This window comes from Facklamia sp. P12932, from assembly GCF_050409545.1.
Classification (GTDB): domain Bacteria; phylum Bacillota; class Bacilli; order Lactobacillales; family Aerococcaceae; genus Facklamia.
Genome location: NZ_JBNUPG010000001.1, coordinates 88,984 through 104,750, shown reverse-complemented (window position 1 = coordinate 104,750; position 15,767 = coordinate 88,984). Strand labels below are relative to the sequence as shown.

Genomic DNA, 15,767 nt, shown 5'->3' with positions numbered 1-15,767 from the left:
TGGATTCTGCCACTTCATTTTTTATTGATTCGATTTGGTTTTCCCAAACCATTTTTCCATTCCACCCTTTAGAATAAAGACTTGGTCATATCCATTCTTTCTTAATATATTAGCAGCTCTTGAACTTAAAAAATAATTATCATCCACTAAATAAACAGGAATATCTTTTCGAATTTCACTAAAACGCATTTTAAATTGCGACATTGGAATACTTCTAGCTCCTAAAATATGACGTGCATCAAATTCTCCCGCTTCACGAACATCAACCACTTGGACTTTGCGAATAATTTCATTTAATTCTCCACTAGCGACCAATTGGGCTGATCGTTTGCGCATTATCCAAAGGCTTACCCAGAAAATACCATAAACTAAAAGAACAGTTACAATTATCCACAAAAACAGTTCAAATATACTCATCATTATTTCCTACTTTCTTTTACTAAAATTAAATAAGCTGCTCCTAAAATTCCGGCGTCATTGCCTAATTCAGCTAAGCTTATTTGTGTTTGATCTTTGATAGGTTGAAAAACAAATTTTTGATATTGTTTTTCAATGGATTCCTTAAGGGAGTCTCCAGCCTTGGAGATACCCCCTCCGATAACAATCTGTTGCGGATTGAGAATGTTTGCTAAGTATGAACAAGCTAAGCCTATGTATTTTGAAAAGTTTTCAAAAATTTCCAGAGCAAAGTCATCATTAGCTTTTACTGCTACCATTAAATCCTCAGCTTCAACCACTTGGCTAGCTTGGAACATTTGGTACAAAGAAGATTGGCCTTGATAATCTTTAGCAAGAAGTTGACCCAAGTTATTGAGACCTTTGGCTGAAGCAATCGCTTCTAAGCATCCCTTTTTACCACATGAACAAGGAAAACGATCGGTAAAGTCCACTGTTATATGGCCAATTTCTCCCGCTGAACCCGAAGCTCCTTTAATCAAACGATTTTGGCAGATAATTCCTCCTCCAACTCCTGTTCCCAAAGTTAACATTGCTAAATCACTGCAACCCTTGCCTGCTCCTTGCCAGAGTTCACCAAGAGCAGCTGAATTAGCATCATTAATGATCATAAAGGGAAGGTTGATTGCTCTTTCAAATTGGCTTTTAACGGGATGAGGGTGTACCCAATTTAAATTATAGGCTCCCTTAACTGAACCATCTTCTAAAATAGTGCCCGGACTACCCATTCCAATGCCTAGGTAATCTTCTGCTACTTCTTGTCTTTCTTCTAATTTGTTTTGAATAGATTCGATAATCGAAGGAACAATTTTTTGACCTTTATTTTGAGTCATGGTTGGTATTGACCATTTTTCAATAATTTGACCTTTTTGTGAAATAATGGCCATTTTAACACTCGTTCCACCCAAATCGATGCCGATAATCTTTTTCATATACAGCCTCCTAGCGATAGTTAAAAATTTTACCCATAATTAAGAGAGCAGTCAAAATAAATATTCCCCAAAAAACCCCTGATCTTATCTTCTTATCAACACTGGCATGCAATCGGTGACCTAGACCTAAGACTAAGGTCGTCATACCACCGTATACCGCTCCACCAAAATGTCCCCACTGATCAATCCCTTGAGAAGAAAAACCAGTAATGACATTCAAAATAATTAACAGTGAAAAATTAATGGCTCTTTGCCTTAAAACAATCATATTGGGATACATTTTCGCTAAGACAATATAAGCTAGAAACAAGCCGAAAATACCTGTCGAAGCACCTGCTGAAACATTGTCATTAAAGGCAAAAGAAAATACATTGCCCCCAAAACTAGCAAGTAAATAAATTATTAAAAAGCGTCCGTGTCCAAGAATTTTTTCTAAGTCTTGCCCTATAAAATAAAGAGAAAGGTTATTAAAAAGCAAGTGTTCAAAACCAATATGTATAAAGCTTGGTGTAATTAATCGCCACCATTCTCCACCATAAAGAATTAATTCATTGGACTTCGCTCCCGTTTTTATTAAAGCCTCTAAGGATGTTGTTGTTTGAAATCTTATTAACATATAAATGAAGACCATTAAGTTGATCGCTACTAAGGAATAAGTAACGAAGGGTAAGGCTAAAATACGTCTCTTTTTCATATTTGAAACTCCTTTAATAATTTGAAGTCCATTATACACTAAGTAGCTATTTTTTCCTATTGAGCCTAATTCAGTTAAAAATAAAAAGTCTAGGTCATTAATGGCCCAGACTTTCATAAAAATTATTTTTTAACTTCACGGTGTAATGTTACCTTACGATCTCTTGGGCAGTACTTTTTAACTTCCAGACGATCAGGATTGTTACGTTTGTTTTTATTAGTTAAGTAATTACGTTCACCGCATTCAGTACATTCTAAATTGATGTTTACGCGCATGATTTTCCCTCCAAACTAAAAAATATTTACTCTTCCAAGAACAGCACTATAAGATTATACCATTGTTTCTAAAATTTAGCTATGGTTTTTTATTGATAATAATAAGCTCCATGAGTTAACTGGCTAGCAATTTCATGAATGGTCATATCAGAGTTCAATTGATATTCGCCTGTTTGAATTAATGAAGATAATTGCCATTGTTCGATAAGGTTTTGAAACTCTTGAGCGGAGGTAATATATCCTTCTGTTTCTAATCGCTGAGAAATCTGACTAGCATTCTCTCCTTGACGAATTACAAAGGCTCCTTCAGCAGAAGCTTGGTTATTATCTTCACTTGCAGTTTCATCATTAGAATCTATGGATTCATCTTGTTCTTCAGTATTATCACTCTCATCTCTCAGTGACTCTAAATAATCAATTGATTCTCTTTGTTTAGCAACCTTTTCTGTTAAGGATTCGTTATCGGTGGTCACTTTTTCTAATTGTTTTTTTAAGTTTTCATTATCGCCTGTTAGTTTTTCTAAACTGGCTTCACTTTCTTTAACCTTGTCTTTTAATTGCCTGGTTTCTTGCCCATCAAGTAAGCTAGGTAAGGTCACTCCCTCGATTGGCACATACCCTTGAACAAAGGTAGCATAAACAGCCGTTAGTAAACTGGCAATTAGAAGCCCCACCCCTAATGATCTTAATTTTTCTTTTTTCATATTAAACCTCCTAACTAGCGGTTTTCAATATATTCATCGATCACGTATTGAATGGTTACGAGCTCTTCATCAACCTCATCTTCAATTTCTTTTAAGGTATAACCTTGTGAATAGTAACGAATGATGTCTTCGCGATTGCGATCATTGACATCATAATTGACACGCGGTTGAACCACTTCTTCTGCAACTTCAAGAGCTTCATGCTCTTCAACTGCTTCAATTGCTTCAAATTTTTCAGCATCTTCTTTGGGTGCAAAATAAACATCTTGAGCTGTTAAAGGCTGCATAAATTCTTCCTCAACACTTTCAATGGAAGTATCTTCCACCTTGAGTTGATTAATCGAATGTTGTAACTGTCTGATTTTTTCTGCGTGATCTTCAAGCTTTTTATTTAAGCTTGCATTACCTGTAGAGTCTTTGGTAAACAAAGACATCACCAAGACAATAATTGCCAGCACCAATAGAGCCAGTACTAAAATCCAAATATCCATTATTTCACCTCATCTATTTTTTCTCAGTTTAGCAAACCTTTGTGAAGATTTAAATAAATCTTTCTGAAAATTTAACCCTAATTAAGGCGAAGTTAAATTTTTCTTATTCTTATAATCAATAATAGTCTCTCTAGTGGCTGATTTCAATTCAAAGTAAGCATTATACACGTCCCGTGCTATTCGAGTGGCTTCACCACCGTATGAAGACTGGTTAAGGTAAGGGACAATCACGCTAATAGCTATCTCAGGATCATCAAAGGGTGCATAACCAATGTAAGTACCATTTATAACAGGATCATTTTTTGCATATTGAATAGGTCCTGCATAGAAGGCTTCTGTCGTTCCCGTTTTCGACCCTACTTGAAAAGGATAATCCTGCAAATAAAATGAAGCAGTTCCTTCTTGGGTATGGGAAACCATTCGCATTCCTTCTTGAATTCTTTGCATTTGGGCAGGCTCATTTTGAATGACATTCATTAACTTTGGTGGAATAGTGGTAACAATCCCACCTAATTGACCGTTTTTATCAGTTCCGCGAACTTCTTTAACCAATCTAGGTGAATAACGTTTGCCGTTATTAGCTATTGTAGAGACATATTGAGCCATCTGTAACGGTGTGTATAAGTCGAATTGACCATACGATAAATCAAGTGCTGAAACTAACATATTACTAGCAGGTGTATATCCCGTTGATTCATTGGGGAGGTCGATACCAGTCTTAGTTCCCAAGCCAAATTCAGCAAAGTTCCTTCTCAAAATATCGATGGTCCGAGGATTAATATTCAATCGTCCCTCTTCTTCATAATTGTATTGCCCACCGATACGCATGGCTAACTTAATCATGTAAATGTTTGAAGAACGTTGCAATGCAATCATATCATCAATAGGAATTTGCCCTGTTCGATTGAATAGGGATGTTTTCTCTTGAGAAGCTTGGAATTTTAATGGTTCATCAACAATTACATTATCTGTTAAAGAAATAACGCCTTCTTTATAACCCATTGAGATCATGGCAGGCTTGACACTAGACCCCATACCGTAGGATGTGTTAATGGCTCCTAAAGCGTCATCAACAATTTGCTCACGATTATAGGTATCATTTTTTTTATCATAAGCATATCTCTTACCGGAAATGCCTAATACTTCACCATTTTTTGGATTTAAGGCTACCACATAAACTCGATCATTTAATCCCTGTTCGGCTCCCATATTAACTAAACTGCTTTCAACAATCTCATCTAACTTAGCTTGAAAATCTGTATTGATAGTTAATACCAGATTGTTTCCTTTTGAACCTTCGTAGACTTTATCATTTTTTAGAATATCATCTTTAGCATCTGTCACAATATTAAAAACTGATTTAGAGCCTTTTAAAATCGATTCATATTGCTTTTCTAAATAAGAAATTCCGATTCGATCATTCATAGCATAACCTTTAAGCAATAATTCCTTAGCGTCTTCTCTTGGAATACCGCGCTCTTCAGTCGAAACTTGTCCTAGGATAGAACGGAGCATATCCTTTTTAGGATAAACTCTTTGCCAATCAGTCCCAATTTGAATGCCGGGTAAGTTTCTTAAGTTTTCACTCACCCTAGCTATTTCTTCTTGGGTAACATTTTTATTTTTTATCGTAACGGTCGATAACTCGTAAGCAGCTGCCATACGTTTATAGATGGCAATAATTTTTAATTCGGCTTCCGAAAATTCTAAATCTTCGTCTTCAACTTTTGATAATTGAGCTTCATAAGCCTGACTGCCTGATAAAAGCAGTTCCTCATCATTTAAACGTTTACGAATTTCGTCGATATTATTTACGATAAAATAATCTTTCTTATCTCTTTCGGTAACTCCTTGAGTTGGTAATTCAATTAAAGAGGCTAACTGAGTAGCAATTTTAATAAGATCTCCATTATCTACCCTCGAGGCACGATCTCTGGTAAAGAGAATAGCTCGTTCCGGTTGATTACCGACAATCACATCACCTTGGCTATCATAGATCATTCCACGAGGCACAGCCCCCGTTGAAATGGTTGATTCGGTTCGTTGAACCATTTTAGTAAGACTTTCTCCTTTATATAGTTGCAAATAGCCCAGACGAATAAAAAGGGCTGTAAAAGCTAAAAAGGCTGTAAAAAACAAAAGATTTAATCGCCTAGGTATATGTGAACGCTTCTTTTTTTTATTTTTATTTAATTTTTTAGGCATCTTCATCATACTTTCTGTAATCTATTTCTAAAGTCTAAGTTATTATAGCAAACTATACCTCAAGTTGAAACTTTATCCGTTAAGTCATAAATTAACATTTATTATTTTGTGATTTTATCACTATTTTTTGCTAAGATAGATAAGCAATGTTTCAAGAAAAAGGAGTTTTTTCGTGAAAATTAAAAGTAGAAAATATTTTATTTTAGTGAATATATTTATTAGCTTCTTAATAGCAAGTATGTTAGCCTATTTGATGAAATTTATTCCCATAGGAGATCAACAAGAACGTACCCTGCTCACCGTTGATTTAAGCCAGCAATACATCGATTTTTTCAGTTTGTATCAACGAGCACTCACAGAAAATCCTAGACTCTTCCTTTATTCTTTTGAAAAAGGAATTGGTGGTGAGATGATTGGCTTATGGGCGTATTATTTAATGAGTCCCTTTAATCTGATTATACTATTTTTTAAAACTGAAAATTTAGATTTCGCCATTCTATTTTTAACCCTCATAAAACTGCTAGCCATTTCGGCCAGTTTTTATTATTTTGTTGAAAAAAAATACACCATCCAGCCAGTCATGAATATAGCTTTTAGTCAAGCCTATACCTTCATGTCTTATACCATGGCCTATCAACTGAATATCATGTGGTTAGATGGATTATTCTGGTTACCACTAATTGCACTAGGTCTAGATTATCTACTCAAAGAGAACAAACCGCTTCTTTATGTTTTTAGTTTAGCGATTGCAATGATCAGTCATTATTACATAGCTTATATGATTTCGATCTTTTTAATGGGTTATAGTCTTTTTGTCATTTTCGAAGATGAGAAACACCTTTCAATCAAAAAAGTTTTTTCGCAATACTTTTCTTTTATAAAATATTCACTGCTTTCAACCGGATTGTCAGGACTCTTTTTACTCCCTACTTTTATTTCAACTCTGAGCAGCAAAAATGCTCATAAGAAAGGATCCTTCGATTTTATTTTTGATTGTTCAAGTGAACACTCCTTGATGGATTTACTGGCCAAAAACTTTATCGGTGCTTTTAATTTTAATCAGTTATCCAACGGTTCAGCCAATTTTTATGTGGGCATGACTGTGGTAGTTCTTCTTATCTTATACTTTCTCTCAGCTAAGATAAGAATGAAAGAAAAACTAATCAGCTTTATGTTATTAGTCTTTTACTTTGCCTCCTTTACTTTCACTAATTTAGATAAGGCATGGCACCTTGGTCAATTTCCGATTTGGTATCCTTCTCGTTTTTCATTCTTAGTTTCATTCTTTTTATTAATTTTAGCGATTCGCTCTTATAAATACGTTCATAAGATCAGACTCTATCAAATACTCACCATAGTTTTTTCTTTAACAGTCTTTTGTTTATTTTATTTTTTGAATGATAATTATAGCTTTTTAAGTGATGCAAAAATCTTTTATAGCCTCATCTTCATGCTCTTAATTAGTTTTATTTTCTATCTTAATCGCAAGCCCAATAAGGGTTTGCTTTTCCTAATACTCCTTCTAACATGTGGAGATATGACTCTAAACGGTTACTTCATTTTGTCATCTAATGATCATTATGTGCAACCTTCTCGATTTAAAGATTATATTGCCTTATTGGATGAGATGATTGCCCCTGTTCAACCTAAAGAAAATGAATTCTATCGCATCCATAAGACCTTTAATCGAACAAAAAATGAATCCTTTTTCGCTAATTATCCTAGCGTCAATCATTTTGGATCAACCTTAGAGGCTTCTACTAGCCAACTGTATGGTTATTTGGGAATTCCACACACTAGTAATTCCATTTATTACACCAGTGGGACCCTGTTTACCGATGATTTTTTGAATATTCGCTACCTCATCGATATCACCTCCAATACAAATATGTATGCCACGGTTGAAAGTTACGCTTTATATCGAGAAGTCAGCGATTTTGATATTCGAGCGCATCAAAAACTCAAAAAAGAAAAGCGCTATGTCTACTATAAAAATCCGAATGTTTTGGGACTAGGAATGGAAGTATCTCCTGTGGTTATAAAAGCTAAGTTTAAAAAATATAAGCCCATTGAAAATCAAGAAATCTTATTAGACTTGCTGAACTTTGACGGTGAAAAGCTACAATTCTTTGAACAAAAAAAATTCAAAAAAATTGATTATCTAAATCTGAATGTGACCAATAAAGGAGATGGGGACTTCTATACCTACAAAAAAGAAAATCCCAAAAGGGATGCTTCTTTTGCCCTATCCTTTGATACTGAATCAAACAATCCCTTTTATTTTACTTTTCCTAATCATTTTTCTAACAACAGAGTTGAACTTATACTAGATAGTAAGCCTTATGAGTTTTATTCGCCTACTAACAGCCGCCAAATTATGGATGCGGCTTTTAAAAAATCAGGTAAAGAACATTCACTTAGAGTTAAGTTAAAGAAAAACACTTTTAAAGCCAACCTTATAAATCTCTATGAATTCAACCTTAAAAACTATCAGCAGTTAATCACAAAAAGAAAAAACAAGTCTCTAAAAATTACTTCTTTTGAAGAAAATACTTTGGAAGGCCAAATTAATATTGAGCAAGAAGAAGGATATTTGCTGATGACATTGCCTTATGATCCTTATTGGCATGTTAAAGTGGACAATCAGTCTGTAGAAGCCCTTCCAGTTTTAAATGATACTTTAATGGCTATTCCAATGACCAAAGGTAAACATACAATTAAGATGACTTATTTCCCCGACTCTATCTATTATGGTGGCTTGGTTAGCTTTCTAGCTATTGCTTTATTAATAGTAGATCAAAACAAATTTCGCCATAAAAATAAATAATTCATGTTATAATAAATATAGGCGTCCAACTTGCATAATGCTGAATAGTTGGATAAGATAGCTCTATTAAATTATAGAATAAAGGATGTTTTATTTGAAAAAATTATTTTTTATCCTTAAAAATGGCTTGAATAATCCACGCTTTTATATCGAGAGCCTCAATGTCAAATGGAAGCAAGTATTAGTCCTTCCTTTAATTATCACCATTTTAATGGCTTTGAATTTTGGAAAAGCCCTTTTTCCAACACTGCGATCCATTCAAACAGATATTAATGAAAGCATTAATTATCTACCTGATTTCCACATTAATGCGGGTGAACTCCAGCTTAATGAAGGCGAGAAAGCTCTATATTATGAATCACGACAATTTCAATTAATTATAGACGATCAGTTGACCAATCTTTCTGAAGGAGAAGGTTTAATTTTAAAGTCAGTAGATAATAGAGACCCTCAATTGACGAGCACCTTCAACTTGTTACTAGTTAAAAACCAAATACTGGTCTATACACCCGAAAATGGTCAGGTTTTTGCCTTTAATCATGATATGGTCACTAATAAAGAAAATCTAGCGGCCGTTTTGACTTATGCTAGTCAATTTAGTTTAACTCAACTCTTCTTTACTATAATAATGACTTGGATAGCCGCGGTCTTCGCTCACTTTTATTTTCTAGTTATTACCTCTTTATTAACCGGTATCTTGAACATGCGTTTAAACTTTCCTTTACCTTTTATGGTGCGAATGAAGTTAGTTATGGTTTGTTCTTTTGTGCCAATCTTAATGATAGAAATCATTCAATTATTATGGTCAGGCTTTTATGTTCCTTTCTATCTCTTTGTGGGCCTAACACTCTTTATTATCTACCATACTTTTAAACAACATACTCTCTTCATGCATCAATTGTTATCTCATATGGATATCAACATTATCAAAGAAGAAGATATTAAAACAGATGAAGACAAAAAGGACTCCTAATTCAGGAGTCCCTTAATTTGTCTTATTTTTTCGTTCTTGTCTAGCTCTCAATTTATTTTTACGTCGGCCAACTGAGCGTTTATGCTCTTTTATTTCTTGCTTCAGTTTATTTTTATAGCCCGGCTTGACTTTAGTCTTCTTAGCGCGATTAATTAATTGTTTCACCTTAGGATCTTGTGTTTTTTCTTGTGTATTCTTGCGAACGGAGCGTCGACTCCGATGATCAACTTCTTTTAACTCACCCTTACTATATTTGACTTCAGTAAATTTAATACCCTTGGCTTCTAAGCTCTCAATAGCCGCTTCATCGTCAGGCCCCATAAAGGTATAGGCTGTGCCGGTTAAGTCATTTCGCGCTGTTCGACCGACACGATGGACAAAGAATTCTAAGTCCTTTGGCAATTCGGTATTAATAACGTGCGAAACACCTGGAATATCAATTCCTCTGGCCGCAAGATCAGAAGCCACCACATATTGAAACTCTAGATTTCGAATTTGTTTCATTAAACGATTTCTTTCTCTTGGTTGCATGCCACCATGAATGGTGGCTATCTTTAAGCCCTTGCTTTTTAAAAATTCACTTAAGTCATCGGCATAATTTCTAGTATTACAAAAAACAATTGCTAAATAGGGCTGACCCATTGTTAATAGATTATAGACCATTTCCTCTCGTTTGATCCCTTTGATATCAATTAAGTAATTTTCCACTTGGTCAGTTAGCACTTGCTTCGGTTTAATCGTAATCTCTTTGGGTCCGGTCATGTATTTATTTAAGAACACTGCTACCTGCTGAGGAATCGTAGCAGAAAAAACCATCATTTGCAGATTTTCTGCCATTCTAGAAGCAATTTCATCGACAATTGATAAAAAACCCAAATCAAAAGTCATATCCGCTTCGTCCACAACCATCGTCTTAGCTGTTTGTACCCATAAAGCATTGGCTTGCATCAGATCAAAAATTCGCCCTGGCGTTCCAATTACTAGATGCGGTTGTTGGTTGGCTAATTTATCTATCTGTCTTTCCTTATCCGTTCCACCTATAAAACGTGAAATTCTGATACTCTCACTTTGATCACCTACTAATTCCGTCGCAAATTCATAAATTTGATTGGCTAATTCACGACTAGGAGCTGTAATAACTGCTTGAACTTTTTGATCGCTAGGATCTAATTGCTCCAATAACGGAATAAGAAAAGCATGTGTTTTTCCTGACCCAGTTTGAGACTTTACAATAAGGCTCTCGCCTTTTAAGGCAAGAGGGATCACTTCTTCTTGCACCGGGGTCAACTTTTTAAATGATATTCTATCCAGTGCTTGCTTAATAAATGCTTTTATATTTAATTCATTAAAATTCATATATTTCTCCTCTATATATTCTTTTGCTTATAATAACGTCATTCGTAAAAAAGTATACCATAAAGCTATCTGATAAAATATGACGGATTCTTAATCTTGAATCCAAGATCTAATTTGATATAATAAAAACTATGTAAAAATGGAGGCATCATAAAGATGAAAGAATATCGCTTAATTATGACTATTTTTGGGGCTAGTGGTGACTTAGCCCACCGTAAATTATACCCTGCCCTTTATCAATTATATAATAAAGGCTTTTTAGCTGACCATTTTGCAATAATTGGGACCGCTAGACGAGCATGGGACGATGAATTCTTTCGTCAAGTGGTTAAAGAAAGTCTTTCACAAGCTAAACAAGCGAATGAGAACATTGAAGATTTTCTCTCGCATTTTTATTATCAAGCTAATGATGTAAAGGAAAGTCGACAGTATAACCAACTTAAAAAGCTATCTCTTTCTCTCTCAGAAAAATATCAAACTCAAGGAAATCAGATTTTTTATATTTCTTTATCTCCTAAGTTATTCCCAGTTATTACCAGTCAGTTAAAAAATCAAGGCTTACTCACTGACCAGGGATATAATCGACTAATTATTGAAAAACCTTTTGGATATGATGAAAAAACAGCTGAAGAATTACAGACTCAGTTAACTCAGTCCTTTGATGAAAATCAAATTTATCGAATTGATCATTATCTAGGTAAGAGTATTGTCAATCAAATTCTACCCATTCGGATGAACAACTTTCTCAGCCAATTCCTATGGGATCCAGCCAATATCGACCACATTCAAATCACTTTAGATGAAGAAATTGGAGTCGAAGATCGTGGAGCCTATTATGAAACTAGTGGGGTCAGTCGCGATATGATCCAAAATCATGCCCTGCAATTATTAACCTTGATCACTATGGACCTACCTGCTAATAGGAGTAATGAGGCTTTAAGGCAGAAAAAAATTGATCGATTGAAACAATTGAAACACTATGCTGACTTAGAAGTTTTAAAAAAACATGTGGTACGTGGGCAATACATACAAAGTGAAGACCAAAGTCACGTAGCTTACCGTCAAGAAAAAGACGTTGCCAGTGACTCGACAACCGAAACCTATATGGCTTTAAAAATAGCCATTGAGCAAGATAAATGGGCAAACACCCCCATCTATTTGCGCTCAGGTAAGCATCTTAATAATAAACAGACCGATATTAAAATAATCTATAAGAAGCAAGCTGAAAATGTTCCAGCTAACTATTTACAAATTGAATTAGCTCCTCATGCTGGCATTCGTTTGTGCTTATCCCAGTCTGATTCTACCCATCGTAACGAAATTAAAGAGCTCAATTTATGCTATCATCTTCCACGAGAACTTACCAAGGTTATACCAGGTGACTACGAAAAATTACTTTTTGACTGTATGAACGGCGACCTGAGTAATTTCGCTCACTACCTAGAAGTCAAGTATGCTTGGCAATTTATCGATTCCATTCATGCTCTATGGCAAGAAGAAAAAGATCCCGATTTGGCTTTCTACCCTGCCCAGTCTAACGGACCAGAAGCAGGTGACTATCTGATCGAAAAGGACAATCGCTCATGGTTTAATGAATAACAAAACAAAATAAAGATCCTTTCACTTTAACCTGTACTAGGCACTGCCCCCAAATAGTGAGGCAAACATAAAAACACCTCCGTTGAATTCGTGTGAAATGAATTTAATGGAGGTGTTTGATTAGGGTTAATCACCTAGCTTACTCTGCAGAAACAAAATCGAAATGTATTGAAATGAAAAATGAAGGCCGGACTAATAAACAAATAATAGATGAATGAAACATTAAGAACACATCTCAAGTAAAAACTTGCTGGCCTTGGGACCGTTAAAGTCAAACCTAGCGCTTCAATCAAGCTGGAGGTAAACAATAGACTTATGGCAAAGGATTCGAAGAACTTAGCGAGATAGATCCACTCAAAATCAAATTAAAACGTCAACAAGCAGCCTAACAAAGGTGTTTTTTATTCTGTCCCATTTATGGGGTGCAGTGCCACGTTAAAGGGAAAGAACTTTTTATCGATTAGATTATTAAATGTTTTGATCTTTTAAAAACTGAGCATTAACTTTAATCATTTGATCAATTAGCTCTTTTTTCTCTTCATCATCATAAACATTGGCTCCCGAAGCCATTTCATGACCACCGCCATTAAACTGGATCGCTACTTGATGAATATTTGGGCCTTTTGAGCGAATACGTGCACGATACTCTCCATGTGAGTCTTCTTTTTCAATAAAAATAACCCATGTTAATACTTCTTTTAAACGTCCTGGTAAATTGGTAACCGCATTGGTTCCATCAACCGTCATTCCTCTTTGAATTAAATCTGCTTGTTTCAAGGTCATTGTTGCTACTCCCTTTTCATACAATTCAATTTGATCAATGGCAAATGATTGGAAATTTAATTCATTGAGTGATAACTCATTCATCTTGCGGTTAATTTGAGTATTTTCAGCTTGATGAGCCATCAAATAAGCTACCGCCTCAAAGGTTGCTTGAGTGGTATTTGAATGGAGGAACCGTCCTGTATCACCGACAATGCCCGCATATAGGAATGTAGCAGCTTGTGGTGAAAGGGTCAATTGACCTTGAGAATGCATGATCATTTTAGTAATGAGTTCTGCAGTTGAAGAACTTAGAATTTCAACAATTTCCAAGTCAGCAAAGTGCTCAACTACCAGATGATGATCTATTTTGATTAAAGTATTATTTTGAATGTGATCATTTCCGTCAATCCGTTCAAAAACTGGTGTATCTAAAATAATTACCAAAGCATCTTCATAATCCTGTCTGTCAACATTATCCATACGGCCCAACCACTCAATTCCCTTGCCCATCTTGCCAGCAGCTAGGACCGTCTTATCTGGAAAATTATGTTTGATTGTGGCCTTCAGCCCTAATTGTGAACCAATCGCATCTGGATCTGGATTGATGTGTCGATGAATAATAATACGATCATATTGATCAATTAGACTTATTAACTTTTCGATTAAGCTTTGCTTAACTGTCATTAGTTAGACTCCTTCTGTCTTTTATTTACCATTTGTGAACCAACTGTTGCTTGAGCGACCAGAATATTTTCAACAAAAACTTTCACCTGAGAAATTGCCGAACGTCGATTGTAGTTAGAAATTTCAACTTGAAATTCAATCAAGTTTCCTAATTGAATAAATGTGAAATAATTAAGATTAAGTGATTCAAGAATATTATTATGACCTGTTAAATCCTTTACCTTGATAATTGCAACTTGGGCAATCAACTCGCAAAGCCCTCCATAGGATAAAGTCCCCAAAGTATTAACCATCTGGGGTTGGACCTCAAACTGATAATCATAACGATTTTTAAAATCATTACGGTTAACTTCAACCAAGTGTTTTAACAGATCGTGTTCGAAGGTATTAGCTGTTTGTGGTTGCTGTTGAATATTTTGTAAGGCCTTCATAACATCTTGGCGAGAAACGACACCCAAAAGTTGCAAGTTGTCAGCAACAACGGGAATCATTTCAATATCTTCCCAAATCATCTTATATGAAACAGATGCTAAACTCATATGCGGCTTAACAGTAATGACATTTTTACTCATCGCCCGTTCAATTGAAACACTGTTACCTCTTCCCATTAAATCATTAGCAGTTACGACTCCTACTAAACGCTTATTGGTCACCACTGGGAATCTTGATAAACCAGTTTCACTCGATTTCTTCTTAAAATTCTCAATAGTATCTGAAGGCTCCAATGATACCGTTCTTTCAATAGGAGTATAGACTTCTTCAACTGTTACAATTTCTTGCTTAATCATTTGCTCGTTGATTGATTGATTGATTAATGAGGCAACAGTATAAGTATCATAACTAGTCGTTATAATGGGTAGCTCTTCTTGGTTTGCTAGTCTTATAATATCGTGGTCGGTTTTAAAGCCACCTGTTATTAATACAGCGATACCATTCTTTAGGGAGTGTCGGTGAACTTCAGACCGATTACCAACAATAATCAGGGTCTGACTTTCAAAATATCGCTCCATAGCTTGCAAGGTCATCGCTCCAATAATGAATTTGGTCAGGGGTTTATCCAGTCCTTTTTCCCCCCCTAAGACCTCGCCATCAATTAGAGGGATTATATCACCAAAGGTTAAATGGCCGACTGATAAGTGATTTTTCTGTTCAATACGTATAGTCCCTACCCGTTCAATAGTCGAAACAAGTCCCTTTTCTTCAGCATCTTTGATAGCACGATAAGCAGTTCCCTCACTCACTTGCAATTGCTTAGCTATGCCTCTGACAGAAATTTTGTTTCCTATGGGCAAGGATTGAATGTATTGGATAATGCGTTCATGCTTAGTTCCCAAAGAATCACCTCAAAATCTTATTTATTAATAATATATCTTAAAGCCACATCTAAAACCATCTTAATAACAAAACCTACCATAAAACTCATGGTTGCTAAGTCTGTATTGCCTTCTGTTTGTGATTCTGGAATTAATTCTTCCACTCGAACGAAAATCATAGTCTTCAGCATAATGCAAGTGCGGAACAAACTGATCCATTAAGCGTAAGAAGACACCACCAACTAAAAAGCCAACTGCTGCTGGAAACCGTTCAGGAATTTTAAAACCAACACTGGCAAGTTATTCTAAAGCAGGAGCTAAAAGTAACCAGAAAGAAGCTGCCACCATAATTTCACCTGCTAATCCCTGCATCATGGCTAGTAATTTATTGTCTACTTTCTTTACTAAAAAACAAAAGATGCAGCAAATACAGTACATAAACATGTTCCTATGCCGACTATACCCGACTGAAAGATGGGTTCAGTTGAAGAAA

At 35.3% G+C, this 15,767-nt stretch carries 13 protein-coding genes and 1 pseudogene; 3 read left to right on the top strand and 11 right to left on the bottom strand.

All coding sequences use genetic code 11. From position 1 onward, the window contains the following. Nucleotides 1–21 precede the first annotated feature (21 nt). The 7 genes from ACQV2P_RS00505 to ACQV2P_RS00475 all read right to left on the bottom strand — a co-directional run bounded on the left by ACQV2P_RS00505 (nt 22) and on the right by ACQV2P_RS00475 (nt 5,757). Nucleotides 22–420, bottom strand: a complete 399-nt coding sequence (locus tag ACQV2P_RS00505; RefSeq protein WP_428873785.1) for a rhodanese-like domain-containing protein — start codon at nt 418–420, stop codon at nt 22–24. Then, a complete protein-coding gene (locus ACQV2P_RS00500; protein WP_428874691.1) occupies nt 420–1,388 on the bottom strand; it encodes an ROK family glucokinase in 969 nt (322 codons plus the stop codon). Before ACQV2P_RS00500 ends, ACQV2P_RS00505 begins: the two co-directional genes overlap by 1 nt. Nucleotides 1,389–1,398: 10 nt before the next feature. Further along, nucleotides 1,399–2,082 (bottom strand): rhomboid family intramembrane serine protease, encoded by a 684-nt coding sequence (locus tag ACQV2P_RS00495; RefSeq protein WP_428875812.1) that lies wholly within the window; start codon nt 2,080–2,082, stop codon nt 1,399–1,401. A 122-nt stretch (nt 2,083–2,204) separates the two neighbouring features. Then, a complete protein-coding gene (rpmG, locus tag ACQV2P_RS00490; RefSeq protein WP_090290502.1) occupies nt 2,205–2,357 on the bottom strand; it encodes a 50S ribosomal protein L33 in 153 nt (50 codons plus the stop codon). 89 nt (nt 2,358–2,446) lie between these two features. Further along, nucleotides 2,447–3,061, bottom strand: coding sequence for an endolytic transglycosylase MltG (locus ACQV2P_RS00485; protein WP_428873788.1), 615 nt, complete (start codon nt 3,059–3,061; stop codon nt 2,447–2,449). Between the two features lie 14 nt (nt 3,062–3,075). Next, nucleotides 3,076–3,552 carry a terminase gpP N-terminus-related DNA-binding protein gene (locus ACQV2P_RS00480; RefSeq protein ID WP_428893223.1) on the bottom strand — a complete coding sequence of 159 codons (477 nt, stop codon included), beginning with the start codon at nt 3,550–3,552 and terminating at the stop codon, nt 3,076–3,078. 81 nt (nt 3,553–3,633) lie between these two features. After that, entirely contained in the window at nt 3,634–5,757 is a 2,124-nt protein-coding gene (locus ACQV2P_RS00475) for a peptidoglycan D,D-transpeptidase FtsI family protein (protein WP_428874690.1), read from the bottom strand. Nucleotides 5,758–5,929: 172 nt separating this feature from the next. Between ACQV2P_RS00475 and ACQV2P_RS00470 the strand changes: the two genes are divergently transcribed. Both ACQV2P_RS00470 and ACQV2P_RS00465 read left to right on the top strand, forming a co-directional pair. Beyond that, complete coding sequence (locus ACQV2P_RS00470) at nt 5,930–8,584, top strand: YfhO family protein (protein ID WP_428893224.1); 2,655 nt, start codon at nt 5,930–5,932, stop codon at nt 8,582–8,584. Between the two features lie 94 nt (nt 8,585–8,678). Further along, nucleotides 8,679–9,557 carry a DUF1189 family protein gene (locus ACQV2P_RS00465; RefSeq protein WP_428875809.1) on the top strand — a complete coding sequence of 293 codons (879 nt, stop codon included), beginning with the start codon at nt 8,679–8,681 and terminating at the stop codon, nt 9,555–9,557. Between the two features lie 12 nt (nt 9,558–9,569). Here the strand turns inward: ACQV2P_RS00465 and ACQV2P_RS00460 are convergent, their stop codons facing one another. Then, nucleotides 9,570–10,913, bottom strand: a complete 1,344-nt coding sequence (locus ACQV2P_RS00460; protein WP_428875808.1) for a DEAD/DEAH box helicase — start codon at nt 10,911–10,913, stop codon at nt 9,570–9,572. 156 nt (nt 10,914–11,069) lie between these two features. Here ACQV2P_RS00460 and zwf point away from each other — a divergent pair, with 156 nt between their 5' ends. Then, nucleotides 11,070–12,512: a glucose-6-phosphate dehydrogenase gene (gene zwf / locus ACQV2P_RS00455; protein WP_428874687.1), complete on the top strand. Its 1,443-nt coding sequence runs from the start codon at nt 11,070–11,072 to the stop codon at nt 12,510–12,512. Nucleotides 12,513–12,980: 468 nt separating this feature from the next. On the opposite strand, the gene ACQV2P_RS00450 is transcribed toward zwf, so the two are convergent. The 3 genes and pseudogenes from ACQV2P_RS00450 to ACQV2P_RS00440 all read right to left on the bottom strand — a co-directional run bounded on the left by ACQV2P_RS00450 (nt 12,981) and on the right by ACQV2P_RS00440 (nt 15,750). Next, complete coding sequence (locus tag ACQV2P_RS00450; protein WP_428873795.1) at nt 12,981–13,961, bottom strand: DHH family phosphoesterase; 981 nt, start codon at nt 13,959–13,961, stop codon at nt 12,981–12,983. Next, complete coding sequence (locus ACQV2P_RS00445; protein ID WP_428873796.1) at nt 13,961–15,295, bottom strand: DRTGG domain-containing protein; 1,335 nt, start codon at nt 15,293–15,295, stop codon at nt 13,961–13,963. The genes ACQV2P_RS00450 and ACQV2P_RS00445 overlap by 1 nt, the downstream gene beginning before the upstream one ends. Nucleotides 15,296–15,312: 17 nt before the next feature. Continuing rightward, a pseudogene (locus tag ACQV2P_RS00440) lies at nt 15,313–15,750 on the bottom strand (hypothetical protein). Nucleotides 15,751–15,767 lie beyond the last annotated feature (17 nt).

Excerpts from the sequence above, each read along its gene's own strand:
- ACQV2P_RS00505 (WP_428873785.1), bottom strand. The coding sequence starts at position 420 with ATGATGAGTATATTTGAACTGTTTTTGTGGATAATTGTAACTGTTCTT.
- ACQV2P_RS00500 (WP_428874691.1), bottom strand. The coding sequence starts at position 1,388 with ATGAAAAAGATTATCGGCATCGATTTGGGTGGAACGAGTGTTAAAATG.
- ACQV2P_RS00495 (WP_428875812.1), bottom strand. The coding sequence starts at position 2,082 with ATGAAAAAGAGACGTATTTTAGCCTTACCCTTCGTTACTTATTCCTTA.
- rpmG (WP_090290502.1), bottom strand. The coding sequence starts at position 2,357 with ATGCGCGTAAACATCAATTTAGAATGTACTGAATGCGGTGAACGTAAT.
- ACQV2P_RS00485 (WP_428873788.1), bottom strand. The coding sequence starts at position 3,061 with ATGAAAAAAGAAAAATTAAGATCATTAGGGGTGGGGCTTCTAATTGCC.
- ACQV2P_RS00480 (WP_428893223.1), bottom strand. The coding sequence starts at position 3,552 with ATGGATATTTGGATTTTAGTACTGGCTCTATTGGTGCTGGCAATTATT.
- ACQV2P_RS00475 (WP_428874690.1), bottom strand. The coding sequence starts at position 5,757 with ATGCCTAAAAAATTAAATAAAAATAAAAAAAAGAAGCGTTCACATATA.
- ACQV2P_RS00460 (WP_428875808.1), bottom strand. The coding sequence starts at position 10,913 with ATGAATTTTAATGAATTAAATATAAAAGCATTTATTAAGCAAGCACTG.
- zwf (WP_428874687.1), top strand. The coding sequence starts at position 11,070 with ATGAAAGAATATCGCTTAATTATGACTATTTTTGGGGCTAGTGGTGAC.
- ACQV2P_RS00450 (WP_428873795.1), bottom strand. The coding sequence starts at position 13,961 with ATGACAGTTAAGCAAAGCTTAATCGAAAAGTTAATAAGTCTAATTGAT.